At 64.0% G+C, this 19,584-nt stretch carries 14 protein-coding genes; 6 read left to right on the top strand and 8 right to left on the bottom strand.

Annotated elements, in window-relative coordinates; translation table 11 throughout:
• Nucleotides 1-26 precede the first annotated feature (26 nt).
• Nucleotides 27-941, bottom strand: coding sequence for a LysR family transcriptional regulator (locus IRZ77_RS12010; protein WP_196173557.1), 915 nt, complete (start codon nucleotides 939-941; stop codon nucleotides 27-29).
• A gap of 156 nt (nucleotides 942-1,097) precedes the next feature.
• Here IRZ77_RS12010 and IRZ77_RS12005 point away from each other — a divergent pair, with 156 nt between their 5' ends.
• From IRZ77_RS12005 to IRZ77_RS11985, 5 genes are all read left to right on the top strand, one after another.
• Complete coding sequence (locus IRZ77_RS12005; protein ID WP_408003938.1) at nucleotides 1,098-3,470, top strand: TonB-dependent receptor; 2,373 nt, start codon at nucleotides 1,098-1,100, stop codon at nucleotides 3,468-3,470.
• A 17-nt stretch (nucleotides 3,471-3,487) separates the two neighbouring features.
• Nucleotides 3,488-5,164: an aryl-sulfate sulfotransferase gene (locus IRZ77_RS12000; RefSeq protein WP_046614552.1), complete on the top strand. Its 1,677-nt coding sequence runs from the start codon at nucleotides 3,488-3,490 to the stop codon at nucleotides 5,162-5,164.
• 320 nt (nucleotides 5,165-5,484) lie between these two features.
• Entirely contained in the window at nucleotides 5,485-6,927 is a 1,443-nt protein-coding gene (gabD, locus tag IRZ77_RS11995) for an NADP-dependent succinate-semialdehyde dehydrogenase (RefSeq protein WP_015268576.1), read from the top strand.
• A 183-nt stretch (nucleotides 6,928-7,110) separates the two neighbouring features.
• Entirely contained in the window at nucleotides 7,111-8,388 is a 1,278-nt protein-coding gene (gene gabT, locus IRZ77_RS11990; protein ID WP_023662096.1) for a 4-aminobutyrate--2-oxoglutarate transaminase, read from the top strand.
• Nucleotides 8,389-8,525: 137 nt separating this feature from the next.
• The gene (locus IRZ77_RS11985; RefSeq protein ID WP_196173553.1) at nucleotides 8,526-9,785 is read left to right on the top strand and encodes a response regulator; all 1,260 of its coding nucleotides are present in this window, start codon (nucleotides 8,526-8,528) and stop codon (nucleotides 9,783-9,785) included.
• Between the two features lie 130 nt (nucleotides 9,786-9,915).
• Here the strand turns inward: IRZ77_RS11985 and IRZ77_RS11980 are convergent, their stop codons facing one another.
• Nucleotides 9,916-10,944 carry a GGDEF domain-containing protein gene (locus IRZ77_RS11980; RefSeq protein ID WP_196173551.1) on the bottom strand — a complete coding sequence of 343 codons (1,029 nt, stop codon included), beginning with the start codon at nucleotides 10,942-10,944 and terminating at the stop codon, nucleotides 9,916-9,918.
• Between the two features lie 100 nt (nucleotides 10,945-11,044).
• Nucleotides 11,045-12,229, bottom strand: coding sequence for a delta-9 fatty acid desaturase DesA (gene desA, locus IRZ77_RS11975; protein WP_046614549.1), 1,185 nt, complete (start codon nucleotides 12,227-12,229; stop codon nucleotides 11,045-11,047).
• A gap of 146 nt (nucleotides 12,230-12,375) precedes the next feature.
• On the opposite strand from desA, the gene dibA reads away from it, so the two are divergent.
• The gene (dibA, locus tag IRZ77_RS11970; RefSeq protein WP_085599935.1) at nucleotides 12,376-14,271 is read left to right on the top strand and encodes a phosphodiesterase DibA; all 1,896 of its coding nucleotides are present in this window, start codon (nucleotides 12,376-12,378) and stop codon (nucleotides 14,269-14,271) included.
• Nucleotides 14,272-14,364: 93 nt separating this feature from the next.
• Here the strand turns inward: dibA and IRZ77_RS11965 are convergent, their stop codons facing one another.
• The 5 genes from IRZ77_RS11965 to IRZ77_RS11945 are packed head-to-tail and all read right to left on the bottom strand — an operon-like array spanning nucleotide 14,365 to nucleotide 19,475.
• A complete protein-coding gene (locus IRZ77_RS11965; protein WP_196173549.1) occupies nucleotides 14,365-15,009 on the bottom strand; it encodes a methionine ABC transporter permease in 645 nt (214 codons plus the stop codon).
• Entirely contained in the window at nucleotides 14,999-16,108 is a 1,110-nt protein-coding gene (locus IRZ77_RS11960) for a methionine ABC transporter ATP-binding protein (protein ID WP_135002131.1), read from the bottom strand. Before IRZ77_RS11960 ends, IRZ77_RS11965 begins: the two co-directional genes overlap by 11 nt.
• A 1-nt stretch (nucleotide 16,109) precedes the next feature.
• The gene (locus tag IRZ77_RS11955) at nucleotides 16,110-16,910 is read right to left on the bottom strand and encodes a MetQ/NlpA family ABC transporter substrate-binding protein (protein ID WP_046614545.1); all 801 of its coding nucleotides are present in this window, start codon (nucleotides 16,908-16,910) and stop codon (nucleotides 16,110-16,112) included.
• Complete coding sequence (locus tag IRZ77_RS11950) at nucleotides 16,903-18,294, bottom strand: LLM class flavin-dependent oxidoreductase (RefSeq protein ID WP_135002130.1); 1,392 nt, start codon at nucleotides 18,292-18,294, stop codon at nucleotides 16,903-16,905. Before IRZ77_RS11950 ends, IRZ77_RS11955 begins: the two co-directional genes overlap by 8 nt.
• A complete protein-coding gene (locus IRZ77_RS11945; protein ID WP_196173547.1) occupies nucleotides 18,294-19,475 on the bottom strand; it encodes an SfnB family sulfur acquisition oxidoreductase in 1,182 nt (393 codons plus the stop codon). Before IRZ77_RS11945 ends, IRZ77_RS11950 begins: the two co-directional genes overlap by 1 nt.
• Between the last annotated feature and the right edge of the window lie 109 nt (nucleotides 19,476-19,584).

Here is a 19,584-nt window from a genome sequence, read left to right as displayed (position 1 = left end):
GCGAAACGGGGGCAAAGCCCCGCCAGCTACACCTCGGTATCGCAGGCAATCAACTGCCTGACCAACCCCTGAGCCAACGGCGAAAGCCCATACCCCACCCGGCTCACCACCCCATAACGGGTATAGAACGCTTCTTCCTGCTCCACCGTCAGGTCGGCCAGCTGCAATGCCACCAATCCCCCGTCGCGCTGATACGGCCGCAAGTTGGCATTGCAGGCGATGCCGATGGTGTCCGAATGCATCACCACATTCAGCAGTGCATAGCCATGCTCGCACTCCACCGTCGGCAGAAAATCCTGCCGCCCGCTGAGGTCGCTGAGGATCTTGCGGATGTTCGGCGGGCGGAAGGTAGTGGCCAGGGGGTAGTCGAACAGGTCATGTGCCCGCACGCTCTCGCGCTCGGTCAACGGGTGCCCGACGCGGCAGCAGAAATGCCAGCGCTGCGGCGCCAGCTTGTGCACCTGGTAGTCCGGGTCGGACTCGAACTGACGGGTGTCTGCGACGAAGAACTCGATCTCCTCGGCAACCAGCTTGCGGTTCAGCGCCTGCCAGTTATCCACCTGGAAGCAGGTACGCGCCGCGGGGTATTCGGCGACGAAGCGTGCCACCGCCCGCGGTACCAGCCCCCCGGCCGGCGCCGGCCCGGAACCGAAGCGCACCACGCCGGTGGTGGCGCCATTGAACTGGTGAATCTCGTTGACCAGGTTGTGCGCGCCATGCACCAGCCGACGCGAGTGTTCCAGCACCAGCAAGCCCTGGCGAGTCGGCGCCAGCTCCTTGCTGGCGCGGTCCACCAGGCGGCAGCCAATGTTGTGCTCGAGGGTCTGGATGCTGCGGCTGAACGCTGATTGCGACAGGTTCACCGCAGCCGCCGCAGCAACGAAGCTGCGGTGCTCGACAAGGGCAATGTAGTGGCGCAGCTGACGGAGATCGATATGCATTTTTTACATTGAAACTTTCGGTCGAATGCAATTGCTGACAAGGGTTAGCCCCCTTATAAAGGGAGTCACTTATTCCACAAAATATGAATTATAAATATTTATATCGCCTAAAAGAATATAAGCCCGACTGACCGCGATTCGGTTCCGCCAACGGAAATGCTCGCCAGGGCCCATGCCTCAAGGAGCATTTGCATGTCCGGAGTTTCCCGTTGGCCTGCGCGCGCGTCGCGTTTCACCTTGCAACCCTTGGCTGCCGGCGTGCTGCTGGCGGCGTCCTCTGCCAGCTTCGCCGAAGAGCCAGTCAGCGCAACCCCTGCGGTGGAGCAGGAAGCCAAGCTCGGCACCGTCACGGTCAATGCCCGCCGCCGCGAAGAAACCGCGCAAAGCGTGCCCACGCCGATCAGCGTGCTCGACAGCGAAACCTTGGAAAGCCAACGCATCTACCGCGTGCAGGACCTGCAGCAACTGGTGCCCAGCACCAACGTCGCCTACGTTCATGCCCGCCAGTCGAGCATCTCGATTCGTGGTCTGGGCAACAACCCCGCCAGCGATGGGCTGGAAGGCAGCGTCGGCATCTACCTGGACAACGTCTACCTCGGCCGCCCCGGCATGGCGGTGTTCGACCTGCTGGACGTGGAGCAGTTGGAGGTGTTGCGCGGTCCGCAAGCCACGCTGTTCGGCAAGAACACTACCGCCGGCGTGCTCAACATCACCACGCGCAAGCCCACCTTCCACCGCGAGGGCAGCATCCAGCAGTCGATCGGTGAAGACGGCTACCTGCAAACCCAAGGCAGCTTCTCGGGGCCGATCAGCGACACACTGGCCGGTCGCATCAGCGCCTATCGCACCGAAGACGACGGCTATGTGAAGAACATCCACAACGGTGACGACCTGAACGGCGGCAAGCGCCAAGGCTTTCGTACCCAACTGCTGTTCAAACCGAGCGAAACCTTCAACCTGCGCTGGATCGGCGAATACAACGAAGAAGACTCCGACAACGGCATCCTCAGCCTGTACAGCACCGGCCCGACCATCAATGGCGTCAACCGCTACGAAAGCCTGGCCGCCCAGGCCGGCGCAACGTTGGTGTCGGGCAAGCACCGCAAGGTCAACTTCGACGCCGACCAGCAGGTGACGGTGTTCCAGGGCGGTACCTCGGTGGAGGCCAACTGGACCCTGCCCAACGACTTCACCCTGACCTCGATTACCGCCTACCGCTGGTGGGACTTCACCCCGCGCAACGACGACGGCCTCAACGTGCCGGTGTTCTACAGCGCCGGGGTATCGGTGCGCGACAAGCAGTACTCGCAGGAAATCCGCCTGGCTTCGCCCACCGGTGGTGCCTTCGACTACGTGCTGGGCGCCTACTACTTCAAGCAGGACCTGGACAACAAATCCTTCACCTACTACGGGCCGCAGGCGGATATCTGGAACCTCACCCCGGCCGGCGCCCTGGCCAACGTCGACACCATCGGCAACGGCCATATCGATACCGACAGCTACGCCCTGTTCGCCCAGGGCACCTGGCACATCACCGACCGCCTGGATTTCACCGCCGGTATTCGCGGCACCTATGAAGAAAAGAGCGCCTGGGTGACCCGCGATGCACCAACCGGAGGTGCGGCAGTAACCGGGGCAGCCGCAGCAGCGCGTCAGGCCCGGGTAGGGGCGTACGACTCAGGCGATCTCAACCAGTACAGTTTCAGCCCCTCCGGCCTGCTGGGCCTGAGCTATCGCTTCAACGAGCAGTTGCTGGGCTACGCCACCCTGACCCACGGCGAGAAGTCGGGCGGCATCAACCTTACCGTTGGCGCTGCGCCACGGCTGGGTACCGACTCGCTGCTGGTCGGCACCGAGCGGGTCAACAACGCCGAAGTCGGCTTGAAAAGCTCGCTGTTCGATGACCGCCTGCAACTCAATACCAACCTGTTCTGGGCCGAAGTGCATGGCTACCAGGCCAACGTCTACGACCAGATCAACCGCGTGCAGTACCTGGCCAACGCCGGCAGGGTGCGCTCGCGTGGCCTGGAATTCGAAGCCACGGCGCTGCCGCTGCGCGGCCTCACGGTCAACTTCAACGGCTCGTGGAACGACGTGCGTTACACCGAGTACAAGGATGCCCCATGCCCGCCTGAGGTGAGCCTGGCCAACGCCACCGCCACTTGCGACTTGTCCGGCCACCAGGTGGTCGGCGCCTCCAAGTACATCGCCAACCTGAACACCCAGTACAAGTGGCAGGCCAGCGAGCACATCGAACCCTATATCACCGCCAGTTACGCCTTCCGCTCGAAGGCGGTGGGCACCATCGACGACTCCGATTTCGGCCAGATCCCCAGCTATGCGCTGGTCAATCTTTCCGCCGGTGTGCGCCTTGACCAGGGCGACGGCGTGGTCGACCTGTCGCTGTGGGTGAAGAACGCCGGTGACAAGACCTACTTCACCAGCCTGTGGAACTCCGCCAACGGTGGCTATGCCGGCGTGCTCGGCACCCCGCGCACTTTCGGTGCCACCGCCCGTTACGACTTCTGAGCACAAGGAGCTATGCCATGAATGCCAAGACCGAAACCCCTGTATTGCCTGAAGGCGCCTGCCTGACCGCCAAGGTTCCCGAACGTGACGAGGCGCTGCTCGGCGACGTGGTGGTCAACCCGTATCGCCTGGCGCCGCTGACCGCGATCATTCGCGATGGAGGGCGCAGCCTGAGTGCCGCGCACGTGCGCGTGCTGGGGCGAGGCGAGCGCGGTGTGGACATTGCCTACGAGGTGTCCGACCGTTCGTTGTGGACCTATGGCGGCATCCCGGTATTCGGCCTGTACCCGGACCACGTCAACCATGTGGAGGTGACCTACAAGCTCGACGGCGAGCGCATCCGCGAGCAGTACCAGATCTACGCCCCGGCCGTGCGCCTGCCGGTGGTGGCCAGGCAGACCGCCGCCTTGCCTGAAGTGCAGCCGGTCAAGGTAGCGCCAGGTTTTGAAAAGCGCCTGTACCTGTTCAACCACCTGCAGGGGGACATCCCGGGCGGGCGCGCCTTCAAGTGGAATGCCCTGGGCGGTGCGGCGGAATGGGACCAGGTGGGCAACAACTGGATCGCCGACAGCAATGGCGACGTGCGCTGGTACCTGGACATCGAGCAGATCCACGACTCCAACCGCCGCGATGGCCTGGGCGGCACCATGGGCTTCCAACAAACCCGCGATGGCAAGCTGATCTGGGGCCAGGGCCAGACCTACTCCAAGTACGACCTGCTGGGCCGGCGTATCTGGCAGCGCAGCCTGCCCGACAAGTTCGCCGACTTTTCCCATGAAATCCGCGAGACCGCCAATGGCACCTACTTGCTACGTGTGGGCACCAGTGACTATCGCCGGCCCGACGGCAAGCGCGTGCGCTCGATCCGGGACCACATCATCGAGGTCAACGAGGCCGGTGATGTGCTGGACTTCTGGGACCTCAACCAGATCCTCGACCCGTACCGTGGCGACCTGCTCGAAACCCTGGGAAAGGCAGCCATCCAGTTGCCGGCCGGGGTACAGAAACAGGACGAGCGGCTGGCCAACGAACTGGCCGAGGGTGACCTGCCCTTTGGTGACACCCCCGGGGTGGGCACCGGGCGTAACTGGGCCCACGTCAATGCCATCGACTACGACGCCGATGACGACAGCATCATCGTTTCAGCACGGCACCAGGGCGTGGTGAAGATCGGTCGCGACAAACAGGTCAAGTGGATTCTCGCCTCGCCTCAAGGCTGGCCTGAGCGTCTGCGGGCGAAAGTGCTGACGCCGGTGGCGAGCGAAGACTTCGACTGGTCGTGGACCCAGCACACCGCCTGGCTGACCGGCAAAGGCACGCTGACCGTGTTCGATAACGGCTGGGGCCGCGACTTTGCCCCGACCAGGCTGACCGGCAACTACAGCCGGGCGGTGGAGTACCGCATCGACGAGGCCAAGGGCACGGTCGAGCAGGTGTGGGAATATGGCAAGGAGCGCGGCGACGAGTGGTACAGCCCGGTGACTTCGGTGGTGGCCTACCGTCCGGAGACCGACACCCAGTTCATCTACTCGGCGTCGGTGAACTTCCTGACCCCGGAGAAACTGACCACCACTGTGCTCAACGAGGTGCGGCGCGGGACCCAGGAGGTGCTGGTGGAGCTGAAGGTGCACAGCCGACAGCCGGGCAGTGTGGGTTACCGCGCCTTGGTGATCGACCTGGCCAAGGCCTTCTGATCCGTCCCTTCCGGGAGGGCCGTCGGTCCTCCCATCTCATTTCCTTCAGCTCGTTCGTCTAACCTGTACTGGCCTCTTCGCGGGTACTACACAGATTCTGGATTCTGTGGACATCCTGTGGGAGCGGGTTTACCCGCGAAGAGGCCGGTTGCCATTATGCAAATAATGAAATTTCCGCCAGGGTGTTCAACCATTCGTTCTTTTTTTCGAACAGCCTATTGTCCAACACCCCAGCAGCCGCTTAGCATTCGTTTGAGATTTCAAACGCTCGATGCCCTGCCTTGGGCGCTTTTCAACAATCAACAATTCGGGAAGCCGACATGCAGCTCAAAGACGCTCAGTTGTTCCGCCAGCAAGCCTACATCAATGGTGAGTGGCTGGATGCGGACAACGGCCAGACCATCAAGGTCACCAACCCGGCCACTGGTGAAGTCATCGGTACCGTGCCGAAGATGGGCACTGCGGAAACCCGCCGCGCCATCGAAGCCGCCGACAAGGCCCTGCCGGCCTGGCGTGCCCTGACCGCCAAAGAGCGTTCGGCCAAGCTGCGTCGCTGGTTCGAACTGATGATCGAGAACCAGGACGACCTGGCTCGCCTGATGACCACCGAGCAAGGCAAGCCGCTGGCCGAAGCCAAGGGCGAGATCGCCTACGCTGCTTCGTTCATCGAGTGGTTCGCCGAAGAGGCAAAGCGCGTCTACGGCGACACCATCCCGGGTCACCAGCCAGACAAGCGTCTGATCGTCATCAAGCAGCCAATCGGCGTTACTGCGGCCATCACCCCGTGGAACTTCCCGGCTGCCATGATCACCCGTAAAGCCGGCCCGGCCCTGGCCGCTGGTTGCACCATGGTGCTCAAGCCTGCCTCGCAGACCCCATATTCCGCCCTGGCCCTGGTCGAACTGGCCCACCGTGCCGGCATCCCGGCTGGCGTGCTGAGCGTGGTTACCGGTAGCGCTGGCGAAGTTGGCGGCGAACTGACCGGCAACTCGCTGGTCCGCAAGCTGTCCTTCACCGGCTCGACCGAAATCGGTCGCCAGCTGATGGAAGAATGCGCCAAGGACATCAAGAAGGTTTCCCTGGAGTTGGGTGGCAACGCCCCGTTCATCGTGTTCGACGACGCCGACCTGGACAAGGCGGTCGAGGGCGCGATCATCTCCAAGTACCGCAACAACGGCCAGACCTGCGTCTGCGCCAACCGTATCTACGTGCAGGACGGTGTCTACGACGCGTTCGCCCAGAAGCTGGCCGCCGCTGTTGCCAAGCTGAAGATCGGTAACGGCCTGGAAGAAGGCACCACCACTGGCCCGCTGATCGACGGCAAGGCTGTCGCCAAGGTCCAGGAACACATCGAAGACGCCGTTGGAAAAGGCGCCAAGGTGCTGTCCGGTGGCAAGATCATCGAAGGCAACTTCTTCGAGCCGACCATTCTGGTCGACGTACCGAAGACCGCTGCCGTCGCCAAGGAAGAGACCTTCGGCCCGCTGGCGCCGCTGTTCCGCTTCAAGGACGAGGCCGAAGTGATCGCCATGTCCAACGACACCGAGTTCGGCCTGGCCTCGTACTTCTACGCCCGCGACATGAGCCGTGTGTTCCGTGTTGCCGAAGCCCTGGAATACGGCATGGTAGGTATCAACACCGGCCTGATCTCCAACGAAGTGGCACCGTTCGGTGGCATCAAGGCTTCGGGCCTGGGCCGCGAAGGTTCCAAGTACGGTATCGAGGACTACCTCGAAATCAAATACCTGTGCATCAGCGTCTGATCGCAAGGTAACGGCTTTACCTCTGCCAGCGGGGCGCGAGAGCGACGTCTCGCTGGCCTTTTTTACATCGCAGTACCTGGTGGCCAGGGCGTTCACGGCAGTCGATCAACGAATACTGTTCGCGAGCACTCCCAGCCACCCCCGAATAAAAGCGCCACTCCAGACCGGCGCAATGAGGGCATTATGAGCAAGACCAACGAATCCTTGATGCAACGTCGTGTCGCCGCCGTCCCACGTGGCGTTGGCCAGATCCACCCGATCTTCGTCGATACCGCGAAGAACTCGACCGTGATCGACGTTGAAGGCCGCGAACTGATCGACTTCGCCGGCGGCATCGCAGTACTGAACACCGGCCACCTGCACCCTAAAGTGGTTGCGGCCGTGCAAGAGCAGCTGACCAAGGTCAGCCACACCTGCTTCCAGGTGCTGGCCTACGAACCCTATGTAGAGCTGTGCGAAAAGATCAACAAGCTGGTTCCAGGTGACTTCGACAAGAAGACCCTGCTGGTCACCACCGGCTCCGAAGCCGTTGAAAACGCCGTCAAGATCGCCCGTGCCGCCACTGGCCGCGCTGGCGTCATCGCCTTCACCGGCGGCTACCACGGCCGTACCATGATGACCCTGGGCCTGACCGGCAAGGTCGTGCCGTACTCCGCTGGCATGGGCCTGATGCCAGGTGGCATCTTCCGCGCCCTGTTCCCGAGCGAACTGCACGGCATCAGCGTTGACGACGCCATCGCCTCGGTCGAGCGCATCTTCAAGAACGACGCCGAGCCACGCGACATCGCCGCGATCATCCTCGAGCCGGTACAAGGCGAAGGCGGCTTCCTGCCAGCGCCGAAAGAGCTGATGAAGCGCCTGCGCGCCCTGTGCGACCAGCACGGCATCCTGCTGATCGCCGACGAAGTGCAGACCGGCGCTGGCCGTACTGGCACCTTCTTCGCGATGGAACAGATGGGCGTTGCGCCTGACCTGACCACCTTCGCCAAATCCATCGCTGGCGGCTTCCCGCTGGCCGGTGTGTGCGGCAAGGCCGAGTACATGGACGCCATCGCTCCGGGCGGCCTCGGCGGTACCTACGCCGGTTCGCCGATCGCTTGCGCCGCGGCCCTGGCCGTGATCGAAGTGTTCGAAGAAGAGAAACTGCTGGACCGCAGCAAAGCTGTGGGTGAGCGCCTGACCACTGGCCTGCGCGAAATCCAGAAGAAGTACCCGATCATCGGCGACGTCCGTGGTCTGGGCTCGATGATCGCTGTCGAAGTCTTCGAGAAGGGCACTCACACCCCGAACGCTGCTGCCGTTGGCCAGGTTGTCGCCAAGGCTCGCGAGAAGGGCCTGATCCTGCTGTCCTGCGGTACCTACGGCAACGTCCTGCGTATCCTGGTTCCGCTGACCGCCGAAGACGCTCTGCTGGACAAAGGCCTGGCTATCATCGAAGAGTGCTTCGCTGAAATCGCCTGATGTGACGTGCTTCAGAAAAAACCCGCTTCGGCGGGTTTTTTTTTGTGCCCAGGAAAGCCATGGGGCGCTATCGTTGTCGGAGGATTTGCTCAGGAAGCTGCGACGGACTGTGTGTCAGGGCTATTCAGGAGTTGGCGATGAACGATGCAGACCCCACCCCACCAAGCGTACTGATTGTCGAGGGCGACCCCTGGGTACGCGACATGCTCAGCGAAATGCTCCTGAGCGTGCGCTGTGATGCCCGCCTTCAGGTCTGCGCCGACGGCTCGCAGGCGTTGAGTGCGCTGTCCAGCAAACCCGACCTGATCATTGCCGCGCGCGAACTGGCTGGCGTCGATGGCCTCGACCTGTTGCGCAAGGTGCGCGCCAAAGGTCCGGGGTTGCCATTCATCCTCATGAGCAACCGCAGCGACAGTGCCAGTGTGCGCGAGGCATTGCCCCTGCACCCCACGGCCTACCTGAGCAAGCCGCTGAACCTGGACACCCTTCGCAAGCGCCTGGAAGAGCTGCTGCTGGCGGTTGGCGAAGAGATCGCCTGCCCTGTGCCCGCCTTGCAGGCTGGTGCCAGCCTGCCGGCCTACCTCGAACAGCGTCGCGCTACCGCCGATGGCGGGCCGCTGCTGGCCGATGTGCAAGTGGCGATCAAGCGCGCGCTCAACCCTCAGGGCCTGAACCTGAAAGTGCTCGAAGAGGAAGTGCAGGGCGACCCGCAGATCACCGCCGTGCTGATCGCTGCGGCCAACAGCGCAGCGCTGCACCGCGAAGCACCGGTGCAGACGTTGCTGCAGGCCTTGAACAAGCTTGGCAGCACCCAGAGCATGAACCTGATCCTGGGCATGACCCTCAAGCGCAGTGCGCGCCTCAGCGACCCGCTGCTGGCGCAGCATGCGGCCCGTTACTGGGAGTTGTCGCTGCACGCTGCCGAATATGGCCGCACCTTGGCACGCATGCTCGAGCTGGACGAAGGGCGTTGTTATTGCGCGGGGTTGCTGCATTGCCTGGGCGACCTGGCGGTGCTGCGCTGCCTGCAGGAATGGCGGCTGGCCGGGGGCGAGCTGGATGAGGACCAGGTGCAGCTGTCGCTCAATGAGTTCGGGGCCGCATTCGGCTCGGCGCTACGTACACGCTGGCGGTTGCCGCTGGGGTTGCGCGAGTTGATCGCGGCGATCTACCAGCTGGGCGGCGGGGTGTATTCGCGCGAGATCCTGGCCATGAACCTGGCCGGGCAGTTGGCGCGGCTGCCGGCCGAGCAGGGGCTGGAAAAGGTGGCCAGCAGCAAGACCGCTCGACTGCTCAAGCTTGGCCTGCCGGAACTGAGGCGGTTGCGTAAGGTGGAGAACCTGGAGGTGAAGCCGCAGGAAGAGCCGCCGTCGGCTGAGGCCGAGGTTTCCAACTGAGATTTTGGGTCCGCTTTGCGGCCCATCGCCGGCAAGCCAGCTCCCACAGGTACTGCACAAGGCTGGAGGATTGCGCCGTACCTGTGGGAGCGGGCTTGCCGCCGATTGGGGTGCATAGCACCCCCACGGCTCAACCGCGGACGATCTGGTTCTTGCCCTGCCGCTTGGCCTGGTACATCGCCGCATCGGCCCGGGCATACAGGCTGTCCAGCGCCGCGTCATCGTCCGTCAGCCCGGTCACCCCCTGGCTAACCGTCACGCCGTAGGTCTGCTCCCCATGGCTGAAGCTCAGCCGCTGGATCTGCCGCTGCAAGCGCTCGGCAATCTGCTCCGCGACCTGGGCACTGCAGCCCGGGAACACTGCCGCAAACTCCTCGCCACCAATGCGCCCGAACAGGTCACCTCGGCGTAGCACAGCCTTGCCGCTATCAGCGATCTGCTGCAACACCTGGTCGCCTTCCTGGTGGCCGTAGCTGTCGTTGATGCGCTTGAAGTCGTCGATGTCCAGCAGCAGGAAGGCCAGTGGTGTTCCGTCTTCGCGGGCGTTGTCGAAGGCTTGCTGGGCGCATTCGAAAAAGTGCCGACGGTTGCTGCTCTGGGTCAGCACGTCGGTGGTGGCCAGGCGCTGAAGTTCACCTTCGAGCTGCTTTTTCTCGGTGATGTCTTCGGCGATGCCGACGATGATCACCCGGTCGCCATCGCGTTGCTGGTTGATGTAGCACTTGTCGCTCAGCCAGCGCAGTTGACCTTCGGCATTGAGGATTCGGTATTCGCGGTCTTCCACCGAACCCTTGAGCAGGACCTGGGCCAGGCTGCGCTCGGCGAACTCCAGGTCGTCGGGGTAGATGCTGTCGCGCCACTCGTTGTAGTCGGCCAGCACCAGGCTGGCCGGGCGACCGAAGATGCGCTCGTAGGCGGGGCTGACATACAGCACCTGACGGGTTTCCCAGTCGAAGGCCCATAGCACCGCGTTGACGCTGTCGAGCAGCGAGCTGAACAGTTGCTCGCGCTCGCTCAGGCGGGCAACCTCGCCTTGGGCGTGGAGCAGCGCAAGCAGGGTCTGGGCGGCTTCGGGAGGCGGGGTGCCGGGCAGTGTCGTTGGAATGTTCTTGGCCATGTGCACGGAGCAGATCTCGGCGTGAAAGCGTGCGGCCAGCATCTGGCCCGCCACGCGGGCGATGTGCCAGATATGAGTGTGAACGAGAGGGCGAAGTTCCAGGCGGCACGCCCCGTAAACCGGGCGTGCCGATCAACGGCGGTCAGGCGCCGGTCGGGCGCAGGGAGTAGGTCTTGAGCTGTGCCGCGAAGTCTCGCAGGGCGTGGATGCCGCTGGTTTCCGCCTCGTGTACCCAGTCTTTCATGGCGGCCAGCATATCGTGGCCGTTGGCGCTGGTACGCGCCCAGATCTGCTGCAGGGCCAGGCGTTTTTCGTAGATGGTCTTCAGCGCCTGGCTGTGGGCGAGCATCGACTCGATGCGCACATGATGGCGGTCTTCCAGCAGGCTGGTCTCGCGCGACAACAGGCGCTTGGCGCGGCGGAAGTGGTGGCGCAGCGAGGCATCGACGCGGGCCAGTTCCTGCTTGACCAGCGGGCCGATCACCAGCTTGCGGTACTGGGCCATGATCTGGAAACGGTTGTTGAGGATGGCCATGGCGGTGTCCATGTCCAGGCTGGCCTTGCCGGCCACCCGGTGGGCGATGGGCGCCACACGCTGCACCTTGGCCAGGCGCAGCAGGCAGAACAGGCGGATCCACGCCCAGCCCATGTCGAACTCCCAGCGCTTGACCGACAGCTTGGCCGAGTTGGGGTAGGTGTGATGGTTGTTGTGCAGCTCTTCGCCACCGATCACGATGCCCCACGGCACCAGGTTGGTGGCGGCGTCGCGGCACTCGAAGTTGCGGTAGCCGAGGGCATGCCCCAGGCCGTTGACCACGCCGGCGGCCCAGAACGGAATCCACATCATCTGCACTGCCCAGATGGTGATGCCGATGGTGCCGAACAGCAGCAGGTCGATCACCGCCATCAGCGCGATGCCGCCCAGCTTGTAGCGCGAGTAGAGGTTGCGCTCGATCCAGTCGTCCGGGCAGTTCTTGCCGTAAATGCGCAGGGTCTCGGGGTTGCGTGCCTCTTCACGATAGAGCTCGGCCCCTTTGCGCAGCACCGTACTCAGGCCCTTGTGCACAGGGCTGTGCGGGTCGTCGGGGGTTTCGCACTTGGCGTGATGCTTGCGGTGGACGGCAGTCCATTCGCGGGTGTTCTGCGCCGTGGTCAGCCACAGCCAGAAACGGAAGAAGTGCTTGAGCGCGCCATTGAGCTCCAGGGCCCGGTGCGCGGAGTAGCGGTGCAGGTAGACCGTGACGCTGACAATGGTCACGTGGGTCATCAGCAAAGTGATGCCGACCAGTTGCCAGGCCGACAAGTCGAGCAGGCCGTTGTACCACATAGGTGCAGATACCCTCGAAATGCAGGGGGAAGGGCCGATTATCCCTTGGCTGGGAAATAAAACCAGTCAACCGTTCAGATAGGAGGTCACGGCATGTTTCAGCCTTTATAATGCCCCATCCTTTTCTATGGGCAATTGCACCCGACATGTCTGTTTCCGTTCGCGACGCCTTGCGCATGGCTGCGCTGTATGTGGTGCTCTCGGTCCTCTGGCTGACGCTGGCCGAGGTGTTGTTGCACGGCATGACCGACGATCCTCTGGCACGGACCGTGGGCCGACAGATCAACTTGGTGGTCTGGGTGCTGCTCAGCGCTTTGCTTATCTATGTTTCGCGGGTGCGGCTGCTCGACTTCATCGGCGTTGGCGCGCGTATGCGTGGCGAAGACCGTGAACGCCTGCGCATGGCCGCAGCGGTGTTCGACAGCACCCTCGAAGGCGTGTTGGTGACCGATCGCGATGGCCTGATCGTGCACGTCAACCGTGCCTTCATGCGCATCACCGGCTACCAGAAGGACGAGGTCATCGGCCAGCGCCCGAACAAGTTCAAGTCGGGCCGCCATGGCTCGGCGTTCTACCAGCAGATCTTCGCCACCCTGGCGGAAAAGGGCGAGTGGAGTGGGGAAATCTGGAACCGGCGCAAGAGCGGCGAAATCTACCCGCAATGGCAGACCATTTGCGCCATCCGCGACGATGAGGGCGAGCTCAGCCACTACGTGGCTGTGTTCAGCGACATCAGTGCAATAAAGCATTCTGAACAGGAGCTGGCCTACCTGGCCCACCACGACCCTCTGACCGGCCTGCCCAACCGCCTTCTGTTCAACGACCGGGCCGAGCAGGCCCTGGCTGCAGCCCAGGCCAACAAGCGTGGTTGTGCCCTGCTGTTGCTGGACCTGGACCACTTTCAGAGCATCAACGATGGCCTCGGCCACACTATTGGCGATCAGTTGCTGAAACTGGTGGGTGAGCGCCTGGGTGAGGTGCTGGGCAGCGGAGTGACCCTGGCGCGCCTTGGGGGCGACGAATTTGGCGTGCTGGCGGAAAACTGCCATGAGGTCGGCCAGGCGGGCAAGCTGGCGCAGGGCATCATCGAGCGCATGCGCCAGCCGTTCCTGTTCGACGGTCACCGCCTGTTCATCAGTGTCAGCGTGGGCATCAGCCTGTTCCCCAGCGATGCCTTGAGTGCCGAGCAGTTGCTGCGCAATGCCGACTCGGCGTTGTACAAGGCCAAGAGCAACGGGCGGGCCTGCTATGCGCTGTACACCGAAGAGCTGACCGCCCACGCCCAGCACCGGGTCGAAACCGCCGGCGAGCTGCGCCGGGCCCTGGAGCAGGACGAGCTGCGGGTGTTCTACCAGCCGGTGCACGACCTGACGACCGGCCGCCAGGTCGGCGTCGAGGCGTTGGTGCGTTGGCAACACCCCCAGCGCGGGCTGGTGCCACCGGGCGAGTTCATCCCGATTGCCGAGCGCACTGGGTTGATTGCCGAGATCGACGCCTGGGTACTGCGCCAGGCGTGTCGGCAGATGGTACGGTGGCAGGGTGAAGGGCGGCAGCTGGCGTTCGTGGCGGTGAACATCTCCAGCCGCCTGTTTGGCCAGCACGAGCTGTACCAACAGGTGGCCGAGGTACTGCGCGACACCGGCCTGGCCCCGGCCTTGCTGGAGCTGGAGGTGACCGAGAGCGCGGTGATGGAGGACCCGGAGGTGGCCCTGGAGCAGTTGCATCGCCTGCGCGAGCTGGGGGTGACTCTGGCTATCGACGACTTCGGCACCGGTTATTCATCGCTGCTGCGGCTGAAGCGCTTGCCGGTGCAGAAGCTGAAGATCGATCAGGGTTTCGTTGCCGGGTTACCGCTGGATGAAGACGACATCGCGATTGTCCGGGTGATCATCGCCCTGGCCCGCAGCATGGGCATGCAGGTGCACGCCGAGGGCATCGAGCAGGCAGAACAGGCCAGCTTCCTGCTGCATGAGCTGTGTCAGCTGGGGCAAGGGTACTGGTTCGGGCGGCCGGTGCCTGCCGGGGATTTGCGCTGGGGTTGAAGGCCCCTTCGCGGGCATGCCTGCTCCCACAGGGATATCGTTGTATTCAAGCCCTGTGCAGTACCTGTGGGAGCGGGCGTGCCCGCGAAGAATTCAGCGCTTGTTCAAGCCTTTCGCCAACCGGTCTCCACCCAGCTGGATCAACGCCACCAACGCCACCAGCATGGCAATCACGGTCAGCATGATCTGGCTGTCGAAGCGCTGGTAGCCATAGCGGTAGGCGATGTCCCCCAGGCCCCCCGCACCGATCGCTCCGGCCATGGCCGAGGAGTTGATCAGGGTCACCAGGGTAATGGTGAAGCCCCCGACAATCCCCGGCAGCGCCTCTGGCAGCAGCACATGCCAGACAATGTGCCAGCGTCGGCAGCCCATGGCCTGTGCTGCCTCCACCAGGCCGTGGTCGACTTCGCGCAGGCTGACCTCGGCAATCCGCGCGAAGAACGGCGTGACGGCAATGGTCAGCGGCACCACCGCCGCCCAAACGCCATAGGTGGTACCCACTACCAGGCGGGTGAAGGGGATCAGCGCGACCATCAGGATCAGGAACGGGATCGAGCGGAACAGGTTGACGAAGGCTCCCAGTACGCGGTTCAGCAGCGGCGCCTCGAAGATTCCGCCCTTGTCGCTGGTAACCAGCAGCACCGCCATCGGTATTCCCACCAGCAGAGCGATCAGCGACGACACGCCGACCATCAGCAGGGTATCGAGCAAGCCTTCCAGCAAGCGATCAAGCCACATGGCCCAGTACCTCCACGTCCGCGGCCCAGCGGCGGGCGCGCTCCAGCAATTGATGAGTGTCGTGCGGCGAGTGCTGCACCGACAGGATCAGCTGCCCCAGGGCATGCTCGCCGATGGTTTCCACCCCGCCCTGCAGCAGGCGCACACGGCCGCCAAGGTCGTTGAACAGGGCAGACAGTTCGGGCTCGCCGAACAGGGTCAGCCTCAGCACCACAGCACTGTCGCGGCTTGCCGGGCTGGCCCGCAGGCTGGCTTGCAGCGCGGCTGGCAACCTGGCCTGCAACGGTGCCAGCAGGGTACGGGTGACTTCGTGGTGCGGTGAGCCAAACACCCGCCAGACCTCACCCTGCTCGACTACTTCTCCACGTTCCAGCACCACCACCCGGTGGCAGATATCGCGGATTACCGCCATCTCGTGGGTGATCAGCACGATGGTCAGGCCCAGGCGCTGGTTGATGTCACGCAGCAGTTCGAGAATGGACGCGGTGGTTTCAGGGTCCAGCGCCGAGGTGGCCTCGTCGCACAGCAGGATCTCGGGGTCATGCACCAGCGCCCGGGCAATGCCCACGCGCTGCTTCTGCCCGCCGGACAGCTGCGCCGGGTACACGTGGTGCTTTTCCTGCAGACCGACCAGCTCCAGCAGTTCGCGCACCTTGCGCTGGCGTTCGGCCTTGGCCACGCCGGCCACCTTCAGGGGCAGTTCGACGTTCTGCCACACGGTCTTGGCCGACATCAGGTTGAAGTGCTGGAAGATCATGCCGATGCGCCGACGCAGGGCTACCAGGTGGTCCTCGTCGAAGGGCGCGATGTCCACTTGGTCGATCAGCACCCGACCCTGGCTGGGTTGCTCCAGGCGGTTGATGGTGCGCAGCAGCGATGACTTGCCGGCGCCGCTGCGGCCTATGATGCCGAAGATCTCGCCATGGCGGATGTTCAGGTCGATGCCTTGCAAGGCCGGTTGCGCCTGGCCCGGGTAGGTCTTGCCCAGGCCGATGAAGCGCACATGGGCTTCATTGACCTCCGGGCGCAAGGCCTGCTCCCTGGCCGTTGGCGGCAGTGGTTGTGCGGTGGGCGCCCGGAGCGCGCTGGCCTGGCTCATGTCAGCCCTCCCAACCGGCCTGGTAGAGCTTGCCATGGGCCTTGTCCAAGGCTGCCCGCACCACTGGCGAGTGCTGGTAGATGTCGACGAACCTGGCAAGGCGCGGGTCGTCCTTGCTTTGCGGTCGAATGACGAACTGGATCACGTATTCCTTGTTCTCCAGCCCGTCGAACAGCAGTGCGGAGCCGGCGTCGAAGCTGTTGGCCAGGCGGATGTAGGCCGGATAGCCCTGAACCAGGTCGGCGTCGTCATAGGCGCGTACCAGCTGTACGGCCTCGACCTGAAGGATCTTCAGTTTCTTCGGGTTGGCGACGATGTCGTCCTCGGTGGCCTTGTAGCCGACCCCCGGCTTGAGGGTGATCAGCCCGGCCTTGGCCAGCAGCTGCAGGCCACGGCCGCTGTTGATCGGGTCGTTGGCGATGGCCACGCTGGCACCTTCGGGCAGGTCGGCGAAGGTTTTGTACTTTTTCGAGTACAGGCCGACGTTGTTGATGATGCCCGGGGCGTAGGGCACCAGGTTGAAGCCCGCGGCTGCCTTGGCGTTTTCCAGGAATGGGATGTGCTGGAAGTAGTTCACGTCGATGTCGCCGCTGTTGAGGCTGACATTAGGTGCGATCCAGTCGCTGAACTCGACCAGCTTCACTTCCAGGCCTTGCTTGTGCGCTTCTTCCACTGCGGCTTCCAGCGGGATGGCGAAGGCCGAGGTGGTGCCGATCTTCAGCGGTTCGGCAGCCAGCGCGCTGGCAGTCAGGCCGAGGGTGAGGGCAATGGCCGCGACGGGCCGGAACAGGTTATCAAGCATGGTGCAGGGCTCCAGTCGGGGCAGGGGTAGAGGTAAAGCGGTAAGCCGAGCCAGGGTGGTCGGCGGGCAAATGCGGGTGGCCGGCCTGGAACAGTTTTTCGCGCAGGGTGCCTTCGGCGTAGGCGGTCTTGTAGCGGCCACGTTGTTGCAACTGCGGGACGACCAGGTCGATGAAGTCCTCGAAGCTTTCCGGGGTTACGGTGCGGGTCAGGTTGAAACCGTCCAGGCCGGTTTCATCGATCCAGGCGATCAGCTGCTCGGCCACCTGCTCGGGAGCGCCGACCAGGGTCACGTAACGGCCACCCAGGGCGTGCTGCTGCAGCAGGCGCCGGCGGGTCCAGGCGTTGTCCTGCAACTGGCGCGTGGCTGACTGGATGGCGTTGCCCTGGCTGAAGACAATCGGCTCGTCCAGGGCGTAGGCGGCGAAGTCGATGCCGGTGGACGCTGCGAAGTGCGCGACCCCGGCCTCGGCGCTGGCATGGCGCAGGTACTCGGCATGCTTGGCCTGGGCCTGCTGCTCGGTGGCGGCGACGATCACCGTGATGCCCATGAACACCTTGACCGCTTGCGGGTTGCGGCCAGCGGCCTGGGCGGCGGCGCGCACCTTGTCGACCTGGGCGCGGGTGGCGGCCTTGTCCTGGCCACTGATGAACACGCATTCGGCATGGTTGCCTGCGAAGGCCAGGCCACGCTGCGAGCTGCCGGCCTGGAACAGTACCGGTGTACGTTGCGGCGAGGGTTCGCACAGGTGGTAACCATCGACCTTGTAGAACTCGCCCTTGTGATCGACCTTGCGCACCTTGTCGGGCCTGGCATAGATGCGCTGCTGGCGGTCGGCGACCACGGCATCATCGGCCCAGCTGCCTTCCAGCAGCTTGTACAGCACCTGCAGGTACTCGTCGGCCTGGTCGTAGCGGCGGTCATGCTCGGGTTGCTGCGCCAGGCCCATGGCCCGGGCGGCACTGTCGAGGTAGCCGGTGACGATGTTCCAGCCCACCCGGCCATTGCTCAGGTGGTCCAGGGTGGAAAGGCGGCGGGCGAACAGGTACGGCGCTTCGTAGGTGAGGTTGGCGGTAAGACCGAAGCCGAGGTGGCGGGTGACGGCGGCCATGGCCGAGACCAGCAGCAGCGGGTCGTTGACCGGCAGTTGGATCGACTCCTTGAGGGTGACGTCCAGCGACTGGCCGTAGATGTCGTAGGTGCCGACGATGTCGGCGATGAACAACCCGTCGAACAAGCCGCGCTCCAACAGGCGCGCCAGGCTGGTCCAGTAATCCAGGGTCTTGTACTGGGTCGAGGTATCCCGTGGGTGGGTCCACAGGCCGTGGTTGATGTGCCCGATGCAGTTCATGTTGAAGGCATTGAGCAGTATCTGTTTGGCCATCAGATGGTCCCCCGGCGTGGTGGGTTGGCATCGTTGAGGTAGTAGTTGCCGATGGCGTGGTACTTCCAGCGCACCGGGTCGTGCAGGGTGTGCACGCGGGCGTTGCGCCAGTGGCGGTCGAGGTTGTGTTCGGCCAGGGTGGCCTGGCTACCGCCCAGTTCGAACAGGGTGGTGCCGGCTGCGAGGGAAATCTCGGTGCTGATGGCACGGGCCTCGGCCACCGCGATGGAAGCGGCGGCCACATTGTCGGCAGTACTGTCGTCGCGGGCGCGGTCCAGGTGTTCGCCGGCGCGCTCGAGCAAGGCTTCTGCAGCGTGCAGGCGGATCGCCAGGTGGCCGAAACTCTTCAGCGTCAGCGGGTCATCGCTGGCCTTGTCCAGGCCGGAGTCGACCCAGGGGCGGCTGCGCGTGCGTACGAAGTGCAGGGCATCTTCGTATGCGGCGCGGGCGATGCCGGTGTCGATGGCGGCATGAAGTATCTGCGCCAGCGGGCCGACCGGGGTGGGGCGTTCGAAGGCGCTCTGGAACGGCAACACGTCGGCGGCGCTGACGTATACGTTGTCGAACACCACCGAGCCGCTGCCGGTGGTGCGCTGGCCGAAGCCGCTCCAGTCGTCGATCACTTGCAGGCCCTTGCTGTCGGCCGGGACGAAGGCCAGGTGCTGCACGCCCTGCTCATCGACCACCGAGGTGGGAATGCGCTGGGCGTAGATGGCGCCGGTGGAGTAGAACTTGCGGCCGTTGATGCGAAAGCCGTCGCCGTCGCGGGTCAGGCGAGTGGTACGCTCGTTGGCGGTCTTGGTGCCCAGTTCGGCCAGGGCGTTGCCGAAGCGGCTGCCCGCCACTACTTCGGCGTACAGGCGCTTTTGCTGCTCGGGTGTGCCGTTTACCCGCAGCACTTCCAGGCTGTAGAAGTGGTTTTGCGGAATCTGCCCGAGCGAGCCGTCGGCCTGGGCGATGCGGGCGATGACCTTGGCCAGGGTGACGTTGGACACGCCGGCGCCGCCGAAGGCCTTGGGCACGCTGATGGCCCACAGGCCAGAGCGGGTGAACAGCTCCAGTTCGGCATGCGGCAGGCGGCGCTCGCGGTCGCGCAGGGCGCTGTCGCGGCGCAGGTTTTGGGCGACTTCTTCGGCGACGTTCAGGGCTTCGCTGTCGTTGGCGATGATTGTAGTAGTCATGTTGTTCTCCGGGGCCTTAGGGGCCGCTTCGCGTCCCAATCGCCGGCAAGCCAGCTCCCACAGGGACAGCACAGGTCTTGAAGGCAGTGCAGGACCTGTGGGAGCTGGC

This window comes from Pseudomonas pudica, from assembly GCF_015680405.1.
GTDB classification, from domain to species: domain Bacteria; phylum Pseudomonadota; class Gammaproteobacteria; order Pseudomonadales; family Pseudomonadaceae; genus Aquipseudomonas; species Aquipseudomonas pudica.
Note: the sequence above shows the minus strand (reverse complement) of the source record. Positions and strands in the feature narration are given on the sequence as shown.